22 protein-coding genes are annotated in these 22,557 nt (G+C 74.1%); 2 read left to right on the top strand and 20 right to left on the bottom strand.

Translation table 11 applies throughout. From position 1 onward, the window contains the following. Window positions 1–37 precede the first annotated feature (37 nt). The 7 genes from BLU42_RS04940 to BLU42_RS04910 all read right to left on the bottom strand — a co-directional run bounded on the left by BLU42_RS04940 (window position 38) and on the right by BLU42_RS04910 (window position 5,374). A complete protein-coding gene (locus tag BLU42_RS04940) occupies window positions 38–976 on the bottom strand; it encodes a diacylglycerol/lipid kinase family protein (protein WP_197680620.1) in 939 nt (312 codons plus the stop codon). Continuing rightward, a complete protein-coding gene (tatC, locus tag BLU42_RS04935; protein WP_091073501.1) occupies window positions 969–1,850 on the bottom strand; it encodes a twin-arginine translocase subunit TatC in 882 nt (293 codons plus the stop codon). Before tatC ends, BLU42_RS04940 begins: the two co-directional genes overlap by 8 nt. A gap of 27 nt (window positions 1,851–1,877) precedes the next feature. Then, window positions 1,878–2,180, bottom strand: coding sequence for a twin-arginine translocase TatA/TatE family subunit (tatA, locus tag BLU42_RS21680; RefSeq protein WP_091073500.1), 303 nt, complete (start codon window positions 2,178–2,180; stop codon window positions 1,878–1,880). Beyond that, window positions 2,177–2,470 carry a hypothetical protein gene (locus BLU42_RS04925; protein WP_091073499.1) on the bottom strand — a complete coding sequence of 98 codons (294 nt, stop codon included), beginning with the start codon at window positions 2,468–2,470 and terminating at the stop codon, window positions 2,177–2,179. Before BLU42_RS04925 ends, tatA begins: the two co-directional genes overlap by 4 nt. 294 nt (window positions 2,471–2,764) lie before the next feature. Next, window positions 2,765–3,727, bottom strand: coding sequence for a helix-turn-helix transcriptional regulator (locus tag BLU42_RS04920; RefSeq protein ID WP_091073498.1), 963 nt, complete (start codon window positions 3,725–3,727; stop codon window positions 2,765–2,767). Further along, on the bottom strand, window positions 3,724–4,698 hold the full coding sequence (locus BLU42_RS04915) for a helix-turn-helix transcriptional regulator (protein ID WP_091073497.1): 975 nt from the start codon (window positions 4,696–4,698) through the stop codon (window positions 3,724–3,726). The genes BLU42_RS04920 and BLU42_RS04915 overlap by 4 nt, the downstream gene beginning before the upstream one ends. A 235-nt stretch (window positions 4,699–4,933) precedes the next feature. Beyond that, window positions 4,934–5,374: a VOC family protein gene (locus tag BLU42_RS04910; protein WP_091073496.1), complete on the bottom strand. Its 441-nt coding sequence runs from the start codon at window positions 5,372–5,374 to the stop codon at window positions 4,934–4,936. Between the two features lie 65 nt (window positions 5,375–5,439). On the opposite strand from BLU42_RS04910, the gene BLU42_RS04905 reads away from it, so the two are divergent. After that, on the top strand, window positions 5,440–6,594 hold the full coding sequence (locus BLU42_RS04905; protein ID WP_091073495.1) for a DUF3866 family protein: 1,155 nt from the start codon (window positions 5,440–5,442) through the stop codon (window positions 6,592–6,594). A 10-nt stretch (window positions 6,595–6,604) separates the two neighbouring features. Continuing rightward, window positions 6,605–7,090, top strand: a complete 486-nt coding sequence (locus BLU42_RS04900; RefSeq protein WP_157719773.1) for a GNAT family N-acetyltransferase — start codon at window positions 6,605–6,607, stop codon at window positions 7,088–7,090. 16 nt (window positions 7,091–7,106) lie between these two features. Here the strand turns inward: BLU42_RS04900 and BLU42_RS04895 are convergent, their stop codons facing one another. The 13 genes from BLU42_RS04895 to BLU42_RS04835 form a co-directional block, all read right to left on the bottom strand. After that, complete coding sequence (locus BLU42_RS04895) at window positions 7,107–8,141, bottom strand: FKBP-type peptidyl-prolyl cis-trans isomerase (RefSeq protein WP_231918445.1); 1,035 nt, start codon at window positions 8,139–8,141, stop codon at window positions 7,107–7,109. A gap of 238 nt (window positions 8,142–8,379) precedes the next feature. Further along, entirely contained in the window at window positions 8,380–9,753 is a 1,374-nt protein-coding gene (gene pafA / locus BLU42_RS04890) for a Pup--protein ligase (protein WP_091073493.1), read from the bottom strand. A 29-nt stretch (window positions 9,754–9,782) separates the two neighbouring features. Next, window positions 9,783–10,574: a pseudouridine synthase gene (locus tag BLU42_RS04885; RefSeq protein ID WP_091073492.1), complete on the bottom strand. Its 792-nt coding sequence runs from the start codon at window positions 10,572–10,574 to the stop codon at window positions 9,783–9,785. Further along, a complete protein-coding gene (gene scpB, locus BLU42_RS04880) occupies window positions 10,571–11,305 on the bottom strand; it encodes an SMC-Scp complex subunit ScpB (protein WP_091073491.1) in 735 nt (244 codons plus the stop codon). Before scpB ends, BLU42_RS04885 begins: the two co-directional genes overlap by 4 nt. After that, window positions 11,302–12,186 carry a segregation and condensation protein A gene (locus BLU42_RS04875; protein ID WP_091073490.1) on the bottom strand — a complete coding sequence of 295 codons (885 nt, stop codon included), beginning with the start codon at window positions 12,184–12,186 and terminating at the stop codon, window positions 11,302–11,304. Before BLU42_RS04875 ends, scpB begins: the two co-directional genes overlap by 4 nt. Continuing rightward, window positions 12,177–13,169: a ParA family protein gene (locus BLU42_RS04870; protein ID WP_091073489.1), complete on the bottom strand. Its 993-nt coding sequence runs from the start codon at window positions 13,167–13,169 to the stop codon at window positions 12,177–12,179. The genes BLU42_RS04875 and BLU42_RS04870 overlap by 10 nt, the downstream gene beginning before the upstream one ends. Window positions 13,170–13,620: 451 nt before the next feature. Further along, window positions 13,621–14,568, bottom strand: a complete 948-nt coding sequence (locus BLU42_RS04865; protein WP_157719771.1) for a site-specific tyrosine recombinase XerD — start codon at window positions 14,566–14,568, stop codon at window positions 13,621–13,623. Between the two features lie 14 nt (window positions 14,569–14,582). Beyond that, window positions 14,583–15,698: an alanine dehydrogenase gene (gene ald / locus BLU42_RS04860; RefSeq protein ID WP_091073488.1), complete on the bottom strand. Its 1,116-nt coding sequence runs from the start codon at window positions 15,696–15,698 to the stop codon at window positions 14,583–14,585. A 154-nt stretch (window positions 15,699–15,852) separates the two neighbouring features. After that, window positions 15,853–17,067, bottom strand: coding sequence for a DegT/DnrJ/EryC1/StrS family aminotransferase (locus BLU42_RS04855; protein WP_091073487.1), 1,215 nt, complete (start codon window positions 17,065–17,067; stop codon window positions 15,853–15,855). Between the two features lie 120 nt (window positions 17,068–17,187). Next, window positions 17,188–17,829 carry an NUDIX domain-containing protein gene (locus BLU42_RS04850; protein WP_231918562.1) on the bottom strand — a complete coding sequence of 214 codons (642 nt, stop codon included), beginning with the start codon at window positions 17,827–17,829 and terminating at the stop codon, window positions 17,188–17,190. Window positions 17,830–17,900: 71 nt separating this feature from the next. Further along, the gene (locus tag BLU42_RS04845) at window positions 17,901–19,583 is read right to left on the bottom strand and encodes a CTP synthase (RefSeq protein ID WP_091073486.1); all 1,683 of its coding nucleotides are present in this window, start codon (window positions 19,581–19,583) and stop codon (window positions 17,901–17,903) included. A gap of 240 nt (window positions 19,584–19,823) precedes the next feature. Beyond that, on the bottom strand, window positions 19,824–20,747 hold the full coding sequence (locus tag BLU42_RS04840; RefSeq protein ID WP_091079420.1) for a phosphotransferase: 924 nt from the start codon (window positions 20,745–20,747) through the stop codon (window positions 19,824–19,826). 57 nt (window positions 20,748–20,804) lie between these two features. Continuing rightward, entirely contained in the window at window positions 20,805–22,532 is a 1,728-nt protein-coding gene (locus BLU42_RS04835) for a CDP-glycerol glycerophosphotransferase family protein (RefSeq protein ID WP_091073485.1), read from the bottom strand. Between the last annotated feature and the right edge of the window lie 25 nt (window positions 22,533–22,557).

Genomic DNA, 22,557 nt, shown 5'->3' with positions numbered 1-22,557 from the left:
CGAACCTACCCGGTGGCCCCAGGGCGGTCGGTGCGCGTCAGGGCAGGCAGACCCGGACGGCCGCCGGGACCAGCTCGACCGAGACCGGGGTGGCGCCCAGCTCCTCGCCGTCGCCGTACGCGGTCCCCGCTCCCTGCGCGACCCGCACCGACCTCGCCCGCAGCTGCTCCACGCACGGGTCGGCGGCGAAGCGTCCGCTCCTCATCTGCGGCAGCAGCCGCAGCAGCCGCGCCCGGCTCACCGGGTGGATGATCGTCACGTCGAGCAGCCCGTCGTACGGGTCGGCCTGCGGGCAGATCCGCAGGCCGCCACCGAAGCTCGTCGTGTTGCCCACCGAGACGAACATCGCGTCCAGCTCGCGCGCGGTCCCGTCGACGACGAGGGAGTAGCGCAGCGGGGTGAACGTCCGCAGCTCGGCGAGCACGGCGAGGGTGTAGCGGGCCGAGCCGCGGGGCCAGGCCATGCGGTTCGCGCGGGCGTTGACCAGCGCGTCGAACCCCGTGGCGACGACGGACCCCACCCAGCGCTCCCCCACGCGCAGCAGGTCCACGGCGCGCGTACGCGCCGCGGCGAGGACGCCGACGTTCGCCTCGAGGTCGTGCGGGTCGAGCCCGAGCCCGCGGGCGAAGTCGTTGCCGGTGCCCGCGGGCACCAGCCCGAGGGCGAGACCGGCACCCAGGTCGGCCGCCGTGCGGCGGGCCACGGCGTCGAGCCCGAGGTGCGCCATCCCGTCGCCGCCCATGACGGCGAGGACGCCGGCGCCGCTCGTCGCCGCCCGGTCCACCAGGGCGGCCGCCTCGTCCGGGCTGCGGCTGAGCAGCACCTCGACCTCGTGCCCCGCGTCGCGCAGCCGGCCGGTCACCCGGGGCAGGCTGGTGAGCGCCCCGCCCTTGGCGGCCGTCGGGTTGACCACCAGCGCGATGGACGCCGGTGCGGAGCCGTCGCGGGCGGGGGTCAGCCCGTCCGGATCAGACACTCTCCCCGTCGGCCATGTCGCGCAGCGCACGGTCCCGGGCCACCGGGTCGAGCGTGCCGCGGCGGGCCTTGCGCCGGTCGAGGACGTGCGCGATCACCTCGGCCACGATGAACAGCACGGTCATCGGCAGGGCGAGCGCCAGCATCGAGAAGGGGTCGGTCGACGGCGTCGCCACGGCCCCGAAGACGAACGTGCCGAAGATGATGATCGAGCGGTACTTGGAGAGGTACTTCGCCTTGAGCACGCCGACGATGTTGAGGATCAGCACCACCTCGGGGATGAGGAAGGCCACCCCGAACACGAGCATGAACCGCATCAGGAACGACAGGAACTGGTTGACGTCCTGCAGGTTGGTGATGCCGTTCTCGGTGAACCCGAGCAGGACGACGAGGCCCTTGGGCATCACGTAGTAGCCGACGGCCACCCCGGCGAGGAAGAGCGGCGTCGCGGACCCCAGGAAGATCAGGGTCCACTTCTTCTCCTTGGCCAGCAGGCCCGGCACGATGAACGCCCAGACCTGGTAGAGCCAGATCGGCGCGGTCAGGAGCAGCCCGGCCAGGGCCGAGACCTTCAGCGCCAGCGTGAACGGCGACGCCACGCCGTTGTTGACCAGCTGGATCTCCGCGTCCGGGTTCTTGGCCCGCAGCGCGTCGGCCGCGAGCTGGTACGGCCGGAAGATGATGTCGGTCAGCCAGTCACGGAAGAACCAGCACACCACCGTGCCGACGATGACCGTCAGGGCGATGACGATGAGCCGGTAGCGCAGCTCGGCGATGTGCTCGAAGAGGCTCATCGAGCCGTCGGGGCTGCCCTTGGGCGGCCGGAGCCACGCCAGGCTCAGCCGGACCGGGCGGCCCCGGAGGGTGAGGGACACGGGTCTAGTGCAGGGTCGTCAGCGACGTCAGGCGTCGCGGCGCGGGTCGGTCGAGCCGGCCTGCGTGCTGCGCGGCGGCTGGGTGTAGCCCGGGTCCGTCGGCGCGAGGGGCTCGGGCGTCACGGCGTCGTGGTCGGCCGCCAGGTCGTCGGCGGCCGTGGTCTTGTCGTTCTTGGGGAGGCTCTTGGTCTCCTCCTTGAACTCGCGGAGCGCACGCCCGCTGCTCTTGCCGAGGCCGGCGAGCCGGGAGCCGCCGAAGAGGAGCAGCACGACGGCCAGGATGATCAGCAGCTCGGGGACACCGAGACCGCCGAGAGCGAGCGGGGTCATAGTTCCTTCTTTCCCGGCGCGGTCGCGCCACGGTCATCGTACGGCTCGACCGTACCCGGCCAACCTGAGTCGAGAAGGGGTTCGGAGCCGTGTCCGTCCAGGCTTGCCCGCCTGGCGGGCAGGGCGACCTCGACCTGGGCCACCAGGTCGGCGAGCTCGGTCGCCCGCACCGCCAGCACGTCGACCTCGTGCAGCAGCCCCCGCGCCGAGCGCCAGACCCTCAGACCGACCAGGACGAGCACGACGGCACCGCCGAGCGCGATCGCGACGAAGAGGAGGACCCACCACACGCGCCCATTCTCGCCGTCTCGCGCACCGCGCGCTGACACGATCCGCCTTCCTCCCTCCCAGGGACGACGAAAAGCATGTCGCCCCTGCTCGGTCGTCCAGGCAGACCGGCGCGCGGTCCCCGACGCTCGACAGCGTGCTCTCGCCGTCTCGCGCACCGCGCGCTGACACGATCCGCCTTCCTCCCTCCCAGGGACGACGAAAAGCATGTCGCCCCCGATCGGTCGTCCAGGCAGACCGGCGCCCGGTCCCCGACGCTCGCGGCACGTGGCCGAGCGCGGAGCGCACCCTCGTGCTCAGAGGCCGACGGACTCGTACGCCGCCAGGGCCTCCTGCGCCGCCTCGGCGGCGGCGTCGCCCGCGCCGGACGGGGACAGGACACGGGCGGAGCCGCCGAGGCGCAGCAGCAGGTGGCGCAGCCAGGCGGGGTCGGTGACGCGGAACGTGGCGACGACGCCGCCATCGGGTCCGGGCGCGGTGGTCTCGGTCGGGTAGTACTCGGCGACCCAGGCCGCCTCACGGGCCAGCTCGAGGGTCACGACGGGTGCGTCGGCCAGCCCGGCGAACCAGCCGGCGCTCAGGTCGGCGAGCTCGACGTCGTGCTTCTCCACCGCCACGTCGGTCACCGCCGCGTCGGCGATGCGGTCGAGCCGGAACGTCCGCAGGCCCTCCGCGCGGTAGCACCACGCCTCGAGGTAGCCGAAGCCGTCGAGGACGAAGAGCCGCAGCGGGTCGACGGAGCGCTGCGTCGTCTCGTCGCGCGTCGCCGTGTCGTAGGTGAGGTCGAGGCGCCGGCCGCGCTGCAGCGCGTCGGCCAGCGTCGCCCGCACGTCCTCGGTCGCGGAGGTCACGGCGACCGACGCCGACCCCGTCGGCGTGGCCTGCGCCGCCCCCTCGAGCTTGGCCAGCGCGCGGTCGGTCGCGGCGCGCTGGTCCGGTCCGGCGATCTCGCGGAGCGTCCGCAGGGCCAGCACGAGGGCCAGCGCCTCGTCGGCGGTGAGGCGCAGCGGCCGGGTGAGGTAGTCGGCGTTGCTGAGGTGGATGACGCCCTCGCCGTCGACCGCGTCCATGTCGATGTCGATGAGGTCGCCCGGCGACAGCCCCGGCATGCCGCACATCCACAGCACGTTCAGGTCGGCGCGCAGCGTCTTCGGGCTGACCCCGAACGCCGCGGCCACGTCGGCGACGGCCGCGCCGTCGTGCTCGCGGAGGTACGGCACGAGGCTGAGCAGCCGGCGCACCTGCGCCTGGCTCGTCACCGCGCCACCGCCCCGGCGCGTGCCGCGACCTCGCGCAGCCGCCCGACGACCGCCTCGCGCAGCTCGACGGGCTCGACGACCAGCACGTCGGCCCCGTGGCCGGCGACCTCCTCGGCCATGCCCGGCAGGCTGCCGTAGCCGACCCACCAGCCCTCACGGCCGCCGGCGGCCCACGCGAGGTCGGACGTGCCCTCCCGCCGGCCACGCCGGGTCAGCGACGGGGCCTTGCCGGTCCGGACCGCCAGCAGCGCCTCGGCCGTGGCCTCCTGGGGGTCGAGCTTGGCGGCCAGCGTCCGCAGGTCGAGGCCCTCGGGCGCCTCGAACGCTCCGGGCCGGGACACCGCCACGGGCACGTCGCCGATGCGCGAGAGCTTGAACATCCGCGTGGCCTCGCGGTCGACGTCGCGCCCGACCACGTACCAACGCCCCCGGCGCGAGGTCAGGCCCCACGGCTCGAGGGTGCGCAGGCTGCCGTCGCGGTAGGTGAAGCGCACCCGGACGCGCTCGAGGACCGCGTTCCACAGCGGCCCGAAGGCCGCCTCGGTCGCCTGCACCGACGGCTCCAGCGCGGCCAGCGCGGAGGGGTCCGGCTCGACGCCGGCCGCGCGCAGCTTGGTCATCGCGCTCTGGGTCGAGGAGGCCATGCTCGCGTGCTGCCACACCCGCGCCGCCACGCCGACCACCGACGCCTCCTCGGCGTCGAGCTCGATCGGCGGCAGCGAGAACTCGCTGGGCAGGATCCGGTAGCCCGCCTCGTCGTCGAACAGGGGGTCGTAGCCGCCGACCTCGATCGGCACGCCGAGCTCGCGCAGCTCGTCCTTGTCCCGCTCGAACGTCCGCTCGAAGGCCGCGTCGGTCAGCCCGTGGTAGCCCTCGACCAGCTCCCGGATCCGCGTCTTGGGCAGGTAGCGACCGGCGACCAGGAGCGCGATCGTGAGGTTCACGATGCGCTCGGTCTTGCGCGGTGCCATACGTGTCCTCTGTCCTCGCTCCGCTCGGACGCGGATCCTGCTCTGGTCCGGTGTCTTCCTCCTCGCCGACGAACGAAAAGCGTGTTCGTCGGCTCGTCGTCCAGACACCGGCGCAGGATCCGGCGCTGGCCGGGTCGACGGCGGTCCGTCCTTCGGGCGAGTGATGAAACTACTACGGCCGACTCGACCACCCGTGCGATTCCGCTCTCGGCGAGCCGTGGTGGCGTCGGGCCGCTCAGTCGAGGCAGAACTCGTTGCCCTCCGGGTCCTGCACCACGATGACCGCCTCGTCCATGCCGTCGGCCTCGAGGCGGCGGACGACGGTGGCGCCGAGGGCGACGAGGCGGGCGGCCTCGGCCTCCAGGGCGTCCGCGCGCTCGGCGCCGCTGAGGCCCGGCGCGGCGCGGACGTCGAGGTGGACGCGGTTCTTCACCGTCTTGGGCTCGGGGACGCGCTGGAAGAACAGCCGCGGACCGGTCTCGCCCTCGGGCGGGACAGCCGCGGAGCGGGAGTCGCGCTCCTCGGCGGGCACGCCCCAGGCGTCGAGGGCGGCGTCCCAGCTGTCGAAGCCGGCGGGCGGCGGCTGCTTGTCGTAGCCGAGCACCGCGCACCAGAAGTCGGCGAGCGCGTCCGGCCCCGCGCAGTCGAACGTGACCTGGACCTCACGGATCGTCATGGGCCGACGCTAGCGGCGGGCACCGACAGCCTCACACCGGTCGACGGACCTCTAGGGTCGGGCGGGTGATCGTGTGGGCCTCGGGCGGCGTGACCGGCGTGCGTGGCGGCTGGCGGGGAGCGGTCGAGCTGGACGTGCGCCGCGACGACACCGGCACCGGCGTCCGCGCGCTCGCGTACACCGACCTGATGGCCGCTCCGGAGGTCGGCGACCGCGTCCTGCTGAACGTCGCCGCCCTCGACCGCGGGCTGGGCACCGGCGGCTACGCCCTCGTGGTCGCCGCCCTCGGCGCGGACGGGACGGTCGGCGCCCAGCCGCCGCAGCCCGCCGGTCACCTGGTCAAGGCCCGCTACCTGCCGCTGCAGGCGATGGTCGCGGGCGCGGACGAGCAGGGCTCGCCGCACCACGACCTGCTCGCCGACGCCGACTCGCTCGACGGACTGCCCGTCGTCGTCGCCGACCTGCACTCCGCGCTCACCCCCACCCTGCTCGCGATCGCCCACGACCGGCCCGGCACCCGCGTGGTCTACGTGATGAGCGACCAGGGCGCGCTGCCCATCGCCTTCTCGCGGGCCGTGGCCCAGCTCCGCGACGCGGGTCTGCTGGCCGCGACGGTGACGGTCGGGCAGTCCTTCGGCGGCGACCTCGAGGCGGTCAGCGTGCACTCCGGGCTCCTCGCGGCCCGGCTCGCACTCGTGGCCGACGTCGTTGTCGTCACCCAGGGTCCCGGCAACCTCGGAACCGGGACCCGCTGGGGCTTCTCCGGCGTCGGCGCGGGCGAGGCGGTCAACGCCGTGGACACCCTCGCCGGCCGGGCCGTGGCGAGCCTGCGGGTCTCCGGCGCCGACGCCCGCCCACGGCACCGCGGCGTCTCGCACCACAGCCTCACCGCGTACGGGCGGGTGGCCCTGCGCCCCGCCGACGTCGCCGTGCCCGACCTCGCCGGAGCGGGGAGGTTGCACGGAATCGAGGGGCTGGCCGAGGTGGTCGCGATGGCGGCCGCCGTGGACGACGCGGCGGCGGGGCTGGCCGGGCCGACCGGGCACCGGCTCGTGCGGGTGCCGCTCGACGGTCTCGACGACGCGCTCCTCGCGGCCCCGCTGCGCATGACGACGATGGGGCGCGGGCTGGACGGCGACCCCGCGTACTTCCTCGCCGCGGCCGCCGCGGGACGGCACGCCGCGGCGCTGGTGGACGAGGGTGCGGGCGCCGCCCGCTAGCGTCGGGCCGGTGAGCGTGGCAGAGGTGGAGTTCCGCCCGGCGCGGGTCGACGAGGGCGACGGCGAGACGCTGTTCTGGGCGATGGCGGCCGAGATCGCGGTCCTCTACGACGGCCTGGAGCAGAACGGGCCGGGCATGCCCAAGGCGGGCCCGGCCGAGCTCGGCCCGCCCGGCGGCGGCTTCTGGGTCGGCTACGTCGACGGGGCAGCCGCCTGCTGCGGCGGGATCAAGCAGCTGCCCGACGAGGGCGCCTGCGAGATCAAGCGGATGTACGTGGTCCCCGCGCTGCGCGGGCACGGGATCGCCCGGCGCATGCTCGCCTTCCTCGAGGAGGAGGCCCGCCGGCGCGGCTACCGCGTCGCCCGGCTCGACACCGGCTCGCGCCAGCACGACGCGCGGCACATCTACGAGAGCACGGGCTACGTCGAGATCGAGAACTTCAACGCCAACCCGCACGCCACGTACTTCGCGGAGAAGGCGCTCCTCCCCCGCTGAGGGCCGCGGCCGCGGGCTAGCCGGCGGCCGAGGTGAAGAGGATGTCGACGACGAAGACGAGCGTGTCGCCCGGGTTGACCTTCGGCGTCGCGTTGCCCTGCGGGTAGCCCTGCGCCGGCGGCACGACGACCATCACGCGGCTGCCGACCTTCTGGCCCACGAGGCCCTGCTGCAGGCCGGGGACGAGCGAGGCCAGCTGAGCGGTCGCCGGCTTGGCGCCGTACGTCTGCTCGAGGACCTCGCCGCTGCTCCAGTCGACCCAGGTGTAGTTGATCGTCACCGAGTCGGCCTTGCCGACCTTCTGGCCCTTGCCCTCGATGAGCGGCTGGACCACGAGGTCCTTGGGCGGGTCGGTCTTGGGCACGGTCACGACGGGCTTGCCGTCGGTCTCGGCCACGGTGGGCAGGCCCGCCTTCGGCGTGACCGCGGTGCCCTCGGGACCGGTCAGCGGCACGGCGACGATGTCGACGACGAAGATCAGCGTGTCGCCGACGTTGATGCCGGCCTGGGGGCTGCCGCCGCTCGCGTCGTACCCGTCGGAGCCGGGCATCGCGATGAGCACGCGGCTGCCCTGGTGCTGGCCCTGCAGGCCCTTGCTGAAGCCGGGCACCACCTGGTCGAGCGGGAAGGCGATCGACTGGCCGCGGCTGAAGGAGTCGTCGAACTTCTTGCCGGTGCGCCCGTTGACGCCGTAGTAGTTCACCTCGACCGTCGACCCGGGCTGCACGACGGCGCCCTTGTCGTTGGCCTGGAGGACCTCGGCGCGCGTCTGGTCGATGGCCCACGGCGACTTGACCGTGACCTTCGGCGTCTTGCCGTAGCCGCCCTCGACCTTGACGTCGGCGAAGTTCTTCGACGGGGTGACGCTGGCCGACGGGCTCGGGCTCGCCGACGGCGACGCGCTCGCGCTGTCGGACGCGGAGGCGGACGGGGCCGGGCTCGCGCTCGCGGCGGGGTCGCCGTCGTCGCCGCAGGCGCCGAGGGTGAGCAGCACGGCGCTGAGCCCGAGGCCCACGAGGACCCGGGTCAGGGGGAGGCGTCGGTTTCGCACGCGGCGAGGTTACAGGGGCGCACCTGTGAGCGAGGGTTCATCGAGACGGTGCCGCCGGGGCGACGTCGTCGAGCGCGAGCACGCTCCCTGAGCCTGTCGAAGGGTTCGCCACCGGTCGGACTGCGTCGTCCCCGCGCCGCCGCCGGGTCACGAAGGCGCCCCCGCCCACGGCGACGGACCCGCCGACCTCCAGCTCGAACGGCCTCCGCGAGGGCTGCCGCCGCTCAGCCGTGAGTGCTCAGTACGCCCGCCGCATGCTCGCGATCAGGCGGTCGACGCGCTCGTCGGTGGCGACGAAGGGGTCCTTGCAGAGCACCGTGCGCTGGGCCTGGTCGTTGAGCTTGAGGTGCACCCAGTCGACGGTGTAGTCGCTGCGGCAGTCCTGCGCGGCCCGGATGAAGTCGCCGCGGAGCTTGGCGCGGGTGGTCTGCGGCGGCACGGACTTCGCCCGGAAGACGGCCGGCTCGGTCGTGACGCGGGCGGCCGCGCCCCGGGACTCGAGGATGGAGAAGAGGCCCCTCCCCCGCCGGATGTCGTGGTAGGCCAGGTCGATCTGCGCGATGCGCGGGTCGGCGAGCGACAGCTGGTGCTTGGCTGAGTAGCGATCGAGAAGCTTGAGCTTGATCGCCCAGTCGATCTCGGTGTCGATCAGCTCGAGCTTGTCCTCGGACACCGCGCGCAGCGTGCGCTCCCACAGGTCGAGGACGCGGTCGACGGTCGAGGTGCGCAGGCTCTCCCGGCTGACGAACTCCGCGACCTTCTCGTAGTACTCGGTCTGCAGCTCGAGCGCGGAGATGCGCCGGCCGTTCGACAGCGAGACCTTGACCTGTCCGGTCCGGTCGCGGCTCATGTCGCGGATCGCACGGATCGGGTTGTCCAGGGCCAGGTCGCGCATCGGCACGCCCGCCTCGACCAGGCGCAGCACGAGCTCGGCCGACCCCACCTTGAGCAGCGTGGTCGTCTCACTCATGTTGGAGTCGCCGACGATCACGTGCAGGCGGCGGTAGCGCTCCGGGTCGGCGTGCGGCTCGTCGCGGGTGTTGATGATCGGGCGGCTGCGCGTCGTCGCCGAGGAGACGCTCTCCCAGATGTGCTCAGCGCGCTGGCTCACGCTGTACTCCGCGCCCCGCGCCGTGGTCAGCACCTTGCCCGCGCCGCAGATCAGCTGGCGCGACACGAGGAACGGCACCAGCACGTCGGTGATCTTGGAGAAGTCGCCGATCCGGCTGATCAGGTAGTTCTCGTGGCAGCCGTAGCTGTTGCCGTGGCTGTCGGTGTTGTTCTTGAACAGGTAGATGTCGCCGGCGATGTTCTCGCTGGCCAGACGCTGCTCGGCGTCGACGATCAGGTCCTCGAGGATCCGCTCGCCGGCCCGGTCGTGGTTGATGAGCTGGACGAGGTCGTCACACTCCGCGGTCGCGTACTCGGGGTGCGAGCCCACGTCGAGGTAGATCCGCGAGCCGTTGCGCAGGAAGACGTTGCTGCTGCGCCCCCACGTCACGACGCGCCGGAACAGGTAGCGGGCGACCTCGTCAGGAGTCAGCCGGCGGGTGCCGCCCGACGTGCAGGCGACTCCGTACTCGGTCTCCAGGCCGTAGATGCGGCGATCCATGGACCGGATCAGGCTCCCCTCGTGCGGACCTACCGCCTGCCGTCGACGAGGTCCAGCAACGCGCCCAGCTCCTCGGAGGTCAGGTCGCGGACCTGGCCCACCTTGAGGGTGCCGAGCCGCACCGGTCCGATGCCGATCCGGGACAGCTGCCGGACCGGGTGCCCGACGTGGTCCATCGTACGGCGCACGATGTGGTTGCGGCCCTCGTGCAGCGTGAGGCGCAGCAGGGACTTGCCGCCCACCGTCGAGACGACCTTGAGCCCGCGCGGGCGCACGGGGCCGTCGTCGAGGGTGATGCCGTCGCGAAGCCGCTGCAGCGTCACGGCGTTGACGATGCCCTCGACCTCGGCCAGGTAGGTCTTGTCGATCTCGAAGCTCGGGTGGGAGAGCTTGTGCCCGAAGTCGCCGTCGTTGGTCAGCAGGATCAGGCCCTCGGTGTCGGTGTCGAGGCGCCCGACGTGGAAGAGCCGCTCCTTGAGCAGGGCGTGGCTCGCCCCGGACTCGACGACCGCGTCGGCGATGGTCGGGCGGCCCTCGGGGTCGTGCAGCGTGGAGACGTAGCCGCGCGGCTTGTTGAGCACGATGTAGCGGTGCCGACGGGGCGGCGGGATGCGCGAGCCGTCGACGCGGATGGTGTCGCGCTCGGGGTCGACCCGGCGGCCCTGCTCGGTGACGATGCGGCCGTTCACCTCGACGCGGCCCTGGTCGATCATGATCTCCGACGCGCGGCGCGAAGCCAGGCCCGCCTGGGCCAGCACCTTCTGCAGCCGCTGACCCTCGTCGGCGGGGTCGCCGCCACCCTGCTTGCTGCGAGGGCTCATGCCCCCACCTCCTCGTCCTGCCCGGTGGGCGTGCGGCCGGCCTGCGCGTCTGCGTCGGGGGCGGCCTGTGGTTGTGCCTGTGGTCCTTCGGGGGGCGCCGGCTCGTCCTGCGGCGCGGGCACCGGTGCCGCGAGCGCCGACAGCTCGGCCTCGAGGTCGGCGACGTCGGGCAGGTGCGGGGCCAGCGGCGGGAGGTCGTCGAGGCTGCCGAGCCCCATCTTCTCGAGGAAGGCCTGGGTGGTCGCGAACACCGCCGCTCCGGTCTCGGCGTCGTGGCCGGCCTCCTCGACGAGGCCGCGGGCCACCAGCGTCTTGATCACGCCGTCGACGTTCACGCCGCGGATCGCCGCGACGCGGCCGCGCGAGACCGGCTGCTGGTAGGCGATCACCGCGAGGGTCTCGAGCGCGGCCTGCGAGAGCCGGCCGGTCTGACCGCCCACGACGTGCGCGGCGATGACGTCCGCGTGCTCGACCCGGGTCCAGTAGCGCCAGCCGCCGCCCACCCGGCGCAGCTCGAAGCCGCGCCCGGTCTCGTCGTAGAAGCGCGCCAGCGACTCCAGCGCCTCGACGACCACGGCCTCGGGCGCGCCGAGGGCCTCCGCGAGGGTGAGCTCGGTCGTCGGCTCGTCGACGAGCAGCAGCAGCGCCTCGAGCGGGGCCTCGATCTCCGAGGCCGTCGGGACGACCACGGCGGCGGGCGCCGTCGTGCCGTCCTGCGTCTCGGTCGTCATGGCGTGCCGTCCTCGGGTCTCTGCTGGGGTGCCTGGTCGGGCCGGTCGGCCCCGCGCTCGTCGTCGGGGTTCGCGTCGAACTCGTCGGAGATCTCGAGCTCGCCGGAGTCGGCGCCCGTCCAGCGTACGGTCAGCTCGCCCAGGGCGCTGACCTGCTCGAAGGCGACGGCACCCTCGCGGAAGAGCTCGAGCAGCGCGAGGAACCGCGCGACCGTGGTCAGCCGGTCCGCGTCGCCGGTCAGCGCCCGGAACGTCGCCTGCCGCTGGCGGCGCAGCCGGTCGACCAGCACGCCGGCCTGCTCGGTGACGCTGACGGCCGGGGCGTGGATGTGGGCCAGCGAGACGGTCTCGGCCACCTTCGGCGCCATCGCCCCGGCGGCCAGGGCGGCGAGCGCGTCCGCGGTGATGGTCAGCTCGATCTCGGGCAGCAGCCGGGCGAAGTGCGGCTCCAGCCCGGCCGTGCGGGGCGCCCGCCGCGACTCGGCGGCGAGCGTCTCCTCCAGCCAGCCGGCCACCTGCTTGAAGGCGCGGTACGCGAGCAGCCGCGCGAAGAGCAGGTCGCGGGCCTCGAGCAGGGCCAGGTCCTCGGGGTCCTCGACCTCGCCGGCCGGGATGAGGCGCGCCGCCTTGAGGTCGAGCAGGGTCGCCGCGACGAGCACGAACTGCGTCGTCTGGTCGAGGTCCCACGAGGGGCCCGCCGCCTTGACGTGGGCGATGAAGTCGCTCGTCACCAGCGACAGCGACACCTCGGTGATGTCGAGCTGGCGGCGCCCGATGAGCTGCAGCAGCAGGTCGAAGGGGCCCTCGAAGTTCGTCAGGTGGACGTCGAACGACCCGCGGGCCGCAGGCGCGGCGTCGAGGTCGCCGGACGTCACCGGCACCGGGCGAGCACCTCGCGGGCGAGCATCCGGTACGCGGCCGCGCCCGGCGAGGCGCTGGCGTAGCTGGTGATCGGCTCGCCGGCCACGGTCGTCTCGGGGAACTTGACCGTGCGCCGGATGACGGTGTGGAAGACCTGGTCGCCGAAGGCCTGCACCACCCGGTCGAGGACCTCGCGGCTGTGCAGCGTGCGCGGGTCGTACATCGTGCCCAGGATGCCGAGGACCTTGAGGTCGGGGTTGAGCCGGTCCTGCACCTTGTCGATCGTGTCGGTGAGCAGGGCGATCCCGCGCAGCGCGAAGAACTCGCACTCCAGCGGCATCAGCACCCACTCCGCAGCGGTGAGGGCGTTGATCGTGAGCAGGCCGAGCGAGGGCGCGCAGTCGATCAGGATGACGTCGTAGTCGTTCTTGACCTTGTTCAGCACGCGGCTGAGGGTCTGCTCGCGCCCGACCTCGCTGACCAGCTGCAGCTCGGCCGCGGCGAGGTCGATGTTGCTGGGCAGCAGGTCCATGCCCTCGGTGTCGGTGGCGTCGATGACCTCGCCGACCTCGACCTCGCGGGTGAGCAGCAGCGTGTAGACGCTGTGCTCGAGGGTGTGCGGGTTGACCCCCAGCCCCACCGAGAGGGAGCCCTGCGGGTCGAAGTCGACCAGCAGCACGCGGCGCCCCAGCTCGGCGAGCGCGGCACCCAGGCTGATCGTCGTGGTGGTCTTGCCGACGCCGCCCTTCTGGTTGCAGACGGCGATGACGACGGCGGGCGGACGCGGGTCGGCGAGCGGCGGCGGGTCGCCGAGCTCGGGCCACGGGCGACCGGTCGGACCCAGGTCGGAGTCGGGGCGTGCCGCGGCCAGCAGGTCCCTCGCGACGGGTCGGGGCGCGGCGAAGAGGGCGCCGCCGTCGTCGTCGGGCGCGCCGTCGAGGGTCGCGTCGACCGGCGGCGGGTCGGCGGGCAGGCGCTCAGGCCCGTCCTGCGGGTCCACCATGGCGGCAACAGCTCCTCGGGGGTGTGGACGTGGGACCTCCGACCCTAGTACGCCTGGCGGCGGGCAGCTTCCCTCCGCACCCGCTTGCCTCCCCCGCGGCCACCTCGTCGCCGTCGACGGGTCAGGAGGGCCACCACCCGACGCGCGCCCGCCAGGACGCACGGTGCTCCATGGAGCACGATGCTCGCACCGCGGCCGGGGCCGGCCGTCGACCCAGGACCAGGGGACGTCCGACGCCCACAGCCCCGCCGTGCAGCTCCGCCGGGTCGTCCGCCGGCTGCGGTCCTAGCAGGACAGCGACGCGATGTCCGGAGACCTGGTGTCCGACGCCGTCGCCATCATCCCCGGCGCCGAGGAGGGTGGGTCAGCGTCGTGACGGGTCTCACGCACGAAGGCGGTGTCCACCGACGAACGGGGCCGCCAGGGGTCGACCGCTCGGCCCTCCCCCGGCTCACCGAGCCCGTGGGTGTGCCCCGGCGTAGACCTCGCGCAGGTGGTCGACCGTGACGAGGGTGTAGATCTGGGTGGTCGTGACCGACGCGTGCCCGAGCAGCTCCTGCACGACGCGGACGTCGGCTCCGCCGTCGATGAGGTGGGTCGCGAAGGAGTGCCGCAGGGTGTGCGGGCTGACCTCGCCGGGCACCCCGGCCTGGTCCGCGACCCGGCGCAGGACCGCGTACGCGCTCTGGCGCGAGAGCCGCGCACCTCGCGCGTTGAGCAGCAGCGCCGGGGTCCCCCGGCCCTTCGACGCGAGCGCCGGCCGGCCGCGCACGAGGTAGGCCTCGACCGCGGCGCGGGCGTACGACCCGAGCGGCACGACCCGCTCCTTGCCGCCCTTGCCCAGCACCCGCAGCCCGGCGAGCTCGTCGGGCGGCACCGCGAGGGCGCGGGTCAGGTCGTCGACGTCGAGGTCGACGACCTCGCTGATCCGCCCGCCGGTGCCGTAGAGCAGCTCCAGCAGGGCGGCGTCGCGCAGCCCCTCGACGGTCTCGGTCGCGGGCAGGTCGAGCATCGTCTGCACCTGCTCCAGCGACAGGGCCTTGGGCAGCCGCCGGGCCGGGCGCGGCGGGTGCACGTCCGCCGCCGGGTCGGAGGCGGTGAGCCCGTCGGCGACGGCGAAGCGGTGCAGGCTCCGCACGGCGACCACCGCGCGCGCGACGCTGGCGGGGGCGAGCGCCGGCTGGCCCGGTGCCCCGTCCTCGCCGGGCACGCCCTCGGCCAGCGACGACGCGTACGCGCCCACGAGCGCCGGGGTGACGGCGGAGGGTTCGTCGACGCCGGCGCGGGCGAGCCAGGCGGTGTAGCGCGCGAGGTCGCGGCGGTAGGCGCCGAGCGTGTGCTCCGAGACGCCGCGCTCGACCACGAGGTGGTCGAGGTAGGCGGCGACCAGCCGCTCCACCGGCGTCCGTGCGCTCAGGCGAGCACCTCGGCCACGTCGCGGTGGTCCAGCCCGTGGGCCTGCGCGACGGGGCCGTTGGTCAGCACGCCGTCGTGGGTGTTCAGCCCGAGCGCGAGCGCCGGGTCGCGGCGCAGCGCCTCGCGCCAGCCGCGGTCGGCGAGGCTGGCGGCGTAGCGGAGGGTGACGTTGGTGAGCGCGTACGTCGAGGTGTGCGGCACGGCGCCGGGCATGTTCGCGACGCAGTAGAAGATCGAGTCGTGCACCCGGAAGGTCGGGTCCGCGTGCGTGGTCGGGCGGCTGTCCTCGAAGCACCCGCCCTGGTCGATGGCGATGTCGACGAGAACGCTGCCCGGCTTCATCCGCGCGACCAGGTCGTTCGTCACCACCGTCGGCGCCTTGGCCCCCGGCACGAGCACCGCGCCGACCACCAGGTCGGCGTCGAGCACCGCCCGCTCGACCTCGAAGCTGTTGGAGGCGACGGTCCTGATGTGGCCGCGGTAGACCCGGTCGGCGTCGCGCAGCTTGTCGATGTTCAGGTCGAGCAGCGTGACGTCGGCCTGCATGCCGAGCGCGATCGTCGCGGCCTCCATGCCCGAGACCCCGGCACCGATGACGACGACCTTGGCCGGGTGCGTGCCCGGCACCCCACCCATCAGCGTCCCGCGCCCGCCCTGCGCGGCCATCAGGTGGTAGGCGCCGACCTGCGGGGCGAGCCGTCCGGCGACCTCGCTCATCGGGGCCAGCAGCGGCAGGGAATGGTTCGGGAGCTGGACCGTCTCGTACGCGATCCCCGTGACACCCGCGTCGAGCAGCGCCTTCGTGCACGCCCGGTTGGCCGCGAGGTGGAGGTAGGTGAACAGCACCTGCCCGGGCCGCATCCGGTCGTACTCGACCTCGACGGGCTCCTTGACCTTGAGGACCATCTCGGCCTCGCCCCAGACCGACTCCCAGCCCTCGACGACCTTCGCGCCGGCCGCGGCGTAGGCGTCGTCGGGGATCGAGGAGCCGACACCCGCGCCGGACTGGACGAGCACCTCGTGGCCGCGGCTCGTGAGCTCGTGCACGCCCGAGGGCGTGATGGCGACGCGGAACTCGTTGTTCTTGACCTCGCTCGGCACTCCGACCAACACCCGAGGAGCATAGGACGGGCGGTCCCGGAAATCGGGTGGCACCGCCGTACGCGCGAGCCCGTCCTCGCAGGCCTCGCTGGGCGACGGCTGGCAGGGCACGCCACCCTCGGGGGCACGCGGTGCGCTCGCCCACCAACCGCCAGCGACCTGGTGACTACCCGGCTCGTGACGCCTCACGCACGTGCTCGGCGCGCGTCTCGGACTGCAGCACCTCGTGCACGGCGCGGACGACGGCCGCGGGCAGCTCCGGGTAGGCCGGCACGTAGACGACGTGGCGCATCAGGTCCGCGGCCGGCCCGTCCTCGGTGAGGGCGACGAGGTTGCTGGTCGCGCCGCTGGCGTCGACGCCGACCACGCGGAGCCGCCGCACGAGCCGCGCGGAGTCGGAGGCCCGGGCGGGGAACAGCCAGTGCGTCCGCCGCGCCACCCGGTCGCCGGGCAGCGACCCCGTGGGCAGCCCCTCGCGGAGCCGCTCCCCCGCCGCCGCCCGCGCCCGGACCCGCGCCGTCGAGGGGTCGTCGGCGCGCAGCCGGTGCGCGAGCAGGGCGACCAGCGGCGCGCACGGCCGGCGCCGCAGCTGGGCCACGAGGTCTCCGGCACCGCGCGGTCGCGACAGGGCGTCGAGGACCTCGTCGGCGTCGCGACCGAGCCGACGGCAGACCGCGAGGAACGCCCCGTAGACGGGTCGCCGGGCCAGCCCCAGCAGCAGGGCCGCGCGCAGCAGGCGGACCGCGTACGCCCTCCGGGCCTGCGCCGGCCAGCCGAGGGCGGTGCCGGCCATGGCGGCGCGGAGGTGCGGGTCGCGCACCCGGAGCACGGCCCCGCCAGCCGCGGTCGCGGTCTTGAGCAGCCCGAAGCTCACGAGCGTCATGTCGGCGGCCGAGGCCAGCGAACCCGCACCCGCCCATGCCTGCGCCGCGTCCTCGACGAGCAGCAGGTGCCGCTCGGCGCACCAGCGGGCCAGCGCGTCGAGGTCGGCCCGGCCGCCAAAGAGCTGGGCCACGAGCACGGCCCGGGTGCGCGGGGTTACCGCGACGGCGAGCGCCTCCTCCGACGGCAGCAGGGTGGCGAGGTCGACCTCGACGGGGACGGGCACCAGCCCGGCCGCCGCGACGAGCGCCGGCATCTCGGGGTGGGTCACGGCGGACACGAGGACCTCCGCGCCGGCGGCCCAGCCGACGGTCTCGAGGAGCAGCAGCCACCCGGACCGCACCGAGGCGGCCACCAGGCCGTCGTCGGGCACCCCGGCGCGGGCGAGGACGGCCTCCGCGGGGGCTCGGTCGACGCCGAGCGCGAGGAGACCGTGCGCGAGGTCGACCGCCCGCAGGTCGAGCCGGTGGCGGGGGTGCAGCGCGAGGGTGGTGGCCATGCCGGGACGCTAGGTCTCGACCGGCGCCCGCCACCTCCACCCGGGGACGGAACCCGCCCGCCCACGGGTGGACCACGACCCACCTCCGGTCGTACGTCCGGGCAAGCCGGGCCGACGGGGTCAGCCCGGCAGCAGTCCGGCCTCGGCGAGCGAGGCACGAGCGGGCCAGGGCGCGTCCCCGGGCCGTAGCGAGGCGTAGCCGTCGCGCCGGGCGACGCCCGCGGCCAGGACGCCGGTCACCAGCGTGGGGTTGTGCAGCCGGCCGTCGAGCACGGCGGCGAGCAGGTCGTCCAGCGACGCCCAGACCGTGTCCATGTCGGCCTCCTCGCCCTCGGCGGTGAAGCCGTCGGGCCGGGCGGCCGGGGACAGGTCGCGGGCGAGGAAGACGCGGATGCCCTCGCTGATGATCCCGGGGGTGCTGAAGAGGTCGACGAGCACGTCCCAGCGACCGGCCGCCAGGCCGACCTCCTCGGCCAGCTCACGCTGGGCGGCGACGAGCGGGTCCTCGCCCGCGTGGTCGAGCAGGCCGGCGGGTGGCTCGGTCAGCCGGTGGCGGACCGGGTGGCGGTACTGGCGGACCAGCACGGCGCGCGCGGCGTCGTCGAGGGCGATGATCCCCACGGCCCCGGGGTGGCGCAAGTACTCGCGGTGCATGGTCCCGCCGTCCGGCGTCCGCACCTCGTCCTCGGCGAACGTCGCGACGTGGCCCTCGGCGAGGACCCGGGTGGACGTCACCGGCCAGGCGAGCGGGACGTCCGCCAGGTCGGAGCCCCGCAGCACGGGGTGCCCGTCGACGGTCCCGGGCGCGCCCGCCCCCTCGATCTGCGGGTCGCTCACCGACGCTGCTCGACCGGGAGCCGCGTCGAGAGCCGACGGTCCAGCGCCGCCTCGACCAGCCCGGCGAACAGCGGGTGCGGCTTGGTCGGCCGCGACTTGAGCTCCGGGTGCGCCTGCGTGGCGACGAAGTAGGGGTGCACGTCGGCGGGCAGCTCGACGAACTCCACCAGGGTGCCCTCCGGGGAGGTCCCGCTGATCACGAGCCCGGCCTCCTCGAGCTGCTCGCGGTAGGTGTTGTTCACCTCGTAGCGGTGCCGGTGGCGCTCGGTGACCGACGTCTGGCCGTACTGCTTGGCCACGATCGAGCCGGGCTGCAGCTCCGCCGGGTAGGAGCCGAGGCGCATCGTCGCGCCGAGGTCGCCCTCGCCGGAGACGATCGCGACCTGCTCGGCCATCGTGGCGACGACGGGGTACGGCGTCTCCGGCTCGAACTCGCTGCTGTCCGCGCCGCCGAGGCCGGCGAGGTTGCGGGCGACCTCGATGACCATGCACTGCAGGCCGAGGCACAGCCCGAGCGTCGGGATCTGGTGCTCGCGGGCGTACGTGATCGCGCCGATCTTGCCCTCGGTGCCGCGGATGCCGAAGCCCCCGGGGATCACCACGCCGTCGACGTCGGACAGGTGGCGCGCCGCGCCCTCCGGCGTCGAGCAGGCGTCGGAGGGCACCCAGCGGATGCCGACCTTGGCGCGGTTGGCGAAGCCGCCCGCGCGCAGCGCCTCGACGACGGAGAGGTAGGCGTCGGGCAGGTCGACGTACTTGCCGACCAGGGCGACGACGACCTCCTCCTCGGGGTGGTGGACGCGCTGCAGCAGGTCGTTCCAGCGCGTCCAGTCGACGTCGCGGAAGCGCAGGTCGAGGCGACGGACCACGTACGCGTCGAGGCCCTCGGCGTGCAGGACCTTGGGGATGTCGTAGATGCTCGGCGCGTCGGCGCAGGCCACGACGGCCTGCTCGTCGACGTCGCACATGAGCGAGATCTTGCGCTTGACCGACTCCGGGATCTCGCGGTCGGAGCGGCACACGACGGCGTCGGGCTGGATGCCGACCTGGCGGAGCGCCGCGACCGAGTGCTGGGTCGGCTTGGTCTTCAGCTCGCCGCTCGGGCCGATGTAGGGCACCAGCGAGACGTGCAGGAAGAAGACGTTCTCGCGGCCGACGTCGTGGCGGACCTGGCGCGCGGCCTCGAGGAAGGGCAGCGACTCGATGTCGCCGACCGTGCCACCGATCTCGTGGATGACCACGTCGATGTGCTTGCCCTCGGAGTCCTGCCCGCCCATGGCGAGCATCGAGTCCTTGATCTCGTTGGTGATGTGCGGGATCACCTGGACGGTGTCGCCGAGGTAGTCGCCGCGGCGCTCCTTGGCGATGACGCTGGAGTAGACCTTGCCGGTCGTGATGTTGGCCTCGGCCGACAGGTTGCGGTCCAGGAAGCGCTCGTAGTGCCCGACGTCGAGGTCGGTCTCGGCGCCGTCCTCGGTCACGAAGACCTCGCCGTGCTGGAACGGGTTCATCGTCCCGGGGTCGACGTTCAGGTAGGGGTCGAGCTTCTGCATCGACACGCTGAGCCCGCGGGCGACCAGCAGGCTCCCCAGGCTCGAGGCCGTCAGGCCCTTGCCGAGCGAGGATGCGACCCCGCCGGTGACGAACAGGTGCTTGGTGAACTTCGCGCGTGGCCCCACGGGCCTCCAGCCTAGGTCATGAGTGCGGGTTCCGTCCGATCGTGACCCGCCGGGTTCGCAGGACGACCGCCGGACGCCAACCCGTTCCGGGCCCTTCGACGGGCTCAGGGAGCGCTCTTCTGCTGCCCTTCGACAGACCCCGAGCCTGTCGCCGAGGCCGGGAGACGCTCCCTGAGCCTGTCGAAGGGCCTTGAAGAGGTCGGCGTGCTCCTCCGCCAGGCGCCGGCTCGAGTCGAGGGCTCAGCCAGAGTCCCCGTACGCCCGCAGCACCCGCTCCAGCGTCCGCCGGCCCTGCTGGCTCATCACCGGGTTGGTCGTGCGGTAGTACCAGACCAGCCCGATCGCCTGCTCGAACGCCCAGGCCACCCCGCGGCGCCACGGCGCCTCCCCCACGCCCAGCGCGGCCCGGAAGACCTCGCGGGGGCCGTCCTCGAGCAGGTGCCAGGCGCCGACGAGGTCGAGCGCCGGGTCGGCCGGCCCGGTCCCGCCCACGTCGAGCAGCCCACCCAGCCGCGCGCCCGTACCGCTGCCCGTGACGAGCACGTTCCCGCCGATCAGGTCGCCGTGGGTCGTCAGGTCCGGCTCGTCGCCGCGCGGGAGGTCGCGGAGCCGGCCCCAGAGCCTCCTCAGCGCGGGCACGTCCAGCAGTCCCTCGCTGCGGGTCAGGCAGGTCCGCACCCAGGCGTCGTGGTCGGCGATCGTGCCGCCGCGGTTGGTGCGGCGCTCCACGACGAAGGTCCTCCCCCGCGTCGGCACCGCCCGCAGGTCGGCCACCAGGTCGGCCAGGTCACGGGCGAAGGCGTCCGAGGCGCCCGGGTCGGTCGTGGTCGCGTCGCGGCCCGGGAGCCAGGTCTGGGTCGACCACGCCAGCGGGTAGCCGCGCCCGGGCTCGCCGAGCGCGACCGGTGCGGGGACCGGCACCCGCAAGCGCCCGACCAGCCGGCGCGCGGCGTCGGCCTCCCGCTCGAGCCCGGCCCGCACGAGCGCGGGCTCCCCCGGCTGCAGCGGGAACCGTGCGGCCAGGTCGTCGCCGATCCGCGCGATCGCGTTGACCGTGCCCGTCTGGGCCAGCAGCCGGACCGGCCGGTCGGCGTACGCGGGCAGCTGGTCAGCGACCAGCGCGGAGACGAGCGCCTCGTCGACGTGGAGCTGCCCCACGTGCATGCTCACGAGCGCGAGCCAGTCACGACCCCGGAGCCTGTCGAAGGGCGGGCCGTCGGATCACGCGATCTCGCGACGGGCCGCCTCCAGGAACGCGTCGGCGTACGTCTCGGCCGGGAAGTCGCCGAGGTAGTAGTTCTTGAGCCGGTGCCGCTCGCCGGCCTGCGGGTCGGGCCCGAGGAGATCGTCGAGGACGGCGTCGACGTTCGACGCGTCGCCCGCGATCACGTAGCCGCCGCGGGCCACGGGCATCTCGGCGAAGAACTCGTCCACGCTGCCGCCCATCGCGGCGACGGCGAAGGGCTTCTCGGAGTAGAGGAAGTCGGGCACCACGCTGGAGACGTCGGAGACGAGCGCGTCGACGGCGTTGAAGCAGTCGGTGATCGTCCAGACCGACTCGGCCTGCTCGCCGAAGACGTGCTCGGTGCCGGTGCGCGCGCGGTGGTCGGCCAGGATCGCCGTGACCTCCTCCGACGCGGCGCGCAGCCCGGGGTTGCGGCCCGTGTAGGGGTGCGGCCGGAACACCACGGTGCAGCCGCGCTCGACCAGCCCGCGCACGATCTGCGGGCCGATCGGCAGCGAGCTGTACGCGGAGTCGGCGTGCATGCCCGCCCACGTCGGGGCGTAGAGGACGCGGCGCACCGGCGTGCCCGGCGTCGCGACGACGACGTCCTCGACCTGCGGGCGCCCGACGATCGCGAAGAAGTCCGGCGCGGTCGAGATCCCGTGCGCGCTGAACCGGTCGACCGCGGCCTGCCCGGCCACGAAGTTGCGGTCGAACATCCGGAACACCGGGTTGTAGCTCGTGGCCTTGTCGCTGTCGCCGTGGTTGAGCTGCACGTGCCGGACGCCGGCGTAGCGCACGACGTGGACGTTGCGCAGCGCGTTGTTGACGTAGAAGACGGCCCGCAGCGAGCTGACCATGACCGCGTCCATCTCGCGCGCGCCCCGGCGCAGCAGCACCGGCTGGTCGGTGAGGCGCTCGGCCTCGGCGAAGCTGTTGGGGTTGCGCACGAAGACGACGTAGCGCTCGCCGAGCCGGTCGAGGTAGGGGATCCAGCGCCCGATCTGGTAGCCGGTGCCCGGCTGCGCGTCCCAGTGCAGGGCGAACCGCGGCGCGTACGCGACGAGGGTCTTGTTGAGCCGGCCCTCCGCCCGGCGCCGCTGCAGGACCCACAGGGCCGCGTCGACGAGTGCGGCGACGGCGAGCAGCAGGGCCGCCACGGCGACGACCCAGGCCGGCCAGGCGGGCAGCGGGAGCAGCACGAGGAGCAGGACGAGGACCAGCGCCCCCGCCCCCGCGTACGCGAGCCAGACCGGCTTGAACCGCGACGTCGGGCGCACGCTCACCCCCGGCAGGTGGCTGCCGAACGGCACGGCGACGCGCACCAGGCGGGAGTACCCGACCTCAGCCACGACCGCGGCCGCGAGCAGCACCGGCGGCCACCAGCGGGTCCAGCCCGCGTCGAGCGCGGCCACCACCGCGGCGGCCAGCACGACCACCCGGGCGGTCCCGGCCAGGCCGGCCACCGGCCGGGCGAGCTGCGCCCGCATGGCCAGCCCGACGAGCACCGCGACGACGACGCCGAGCACGAGCACCACGACGTCGGGCAGCCCGAGCGCGGCGGACAGCAGGGTCAGCACGCCGAGCCCGCCGAGGAGGAGGTCGCCGCCGCCGAGCCCCCAGGCGATCCGGGTGGGCGTCTGGGTGACGGCGCCCTCGATGGCGAAGGCGGCCTTGGGCGCTTCCGCCGGCTCTTCCGTCGTCTCGGGCGTGGTCTCGGTCATCGTGGCTCGCAGAGGGGGTTCGGGG

The sequence above is a fragment of the Microlunatus sagamiharensis genome, assembly GCF_900105785.1.
In the GTDB taxonomy this organism is placed as follows: domain Bacteria; phylum Actinomycetota; class Actinomycetes; order Propionibacteriales; family Propionibacteriaceae; genus Microlunatus; species Microlunatus sagamiharensis.
Note: the sequence above shows the minus strand (reverse complement) of the source record. Positions and strands in the feature narration are given on the sequence as shown.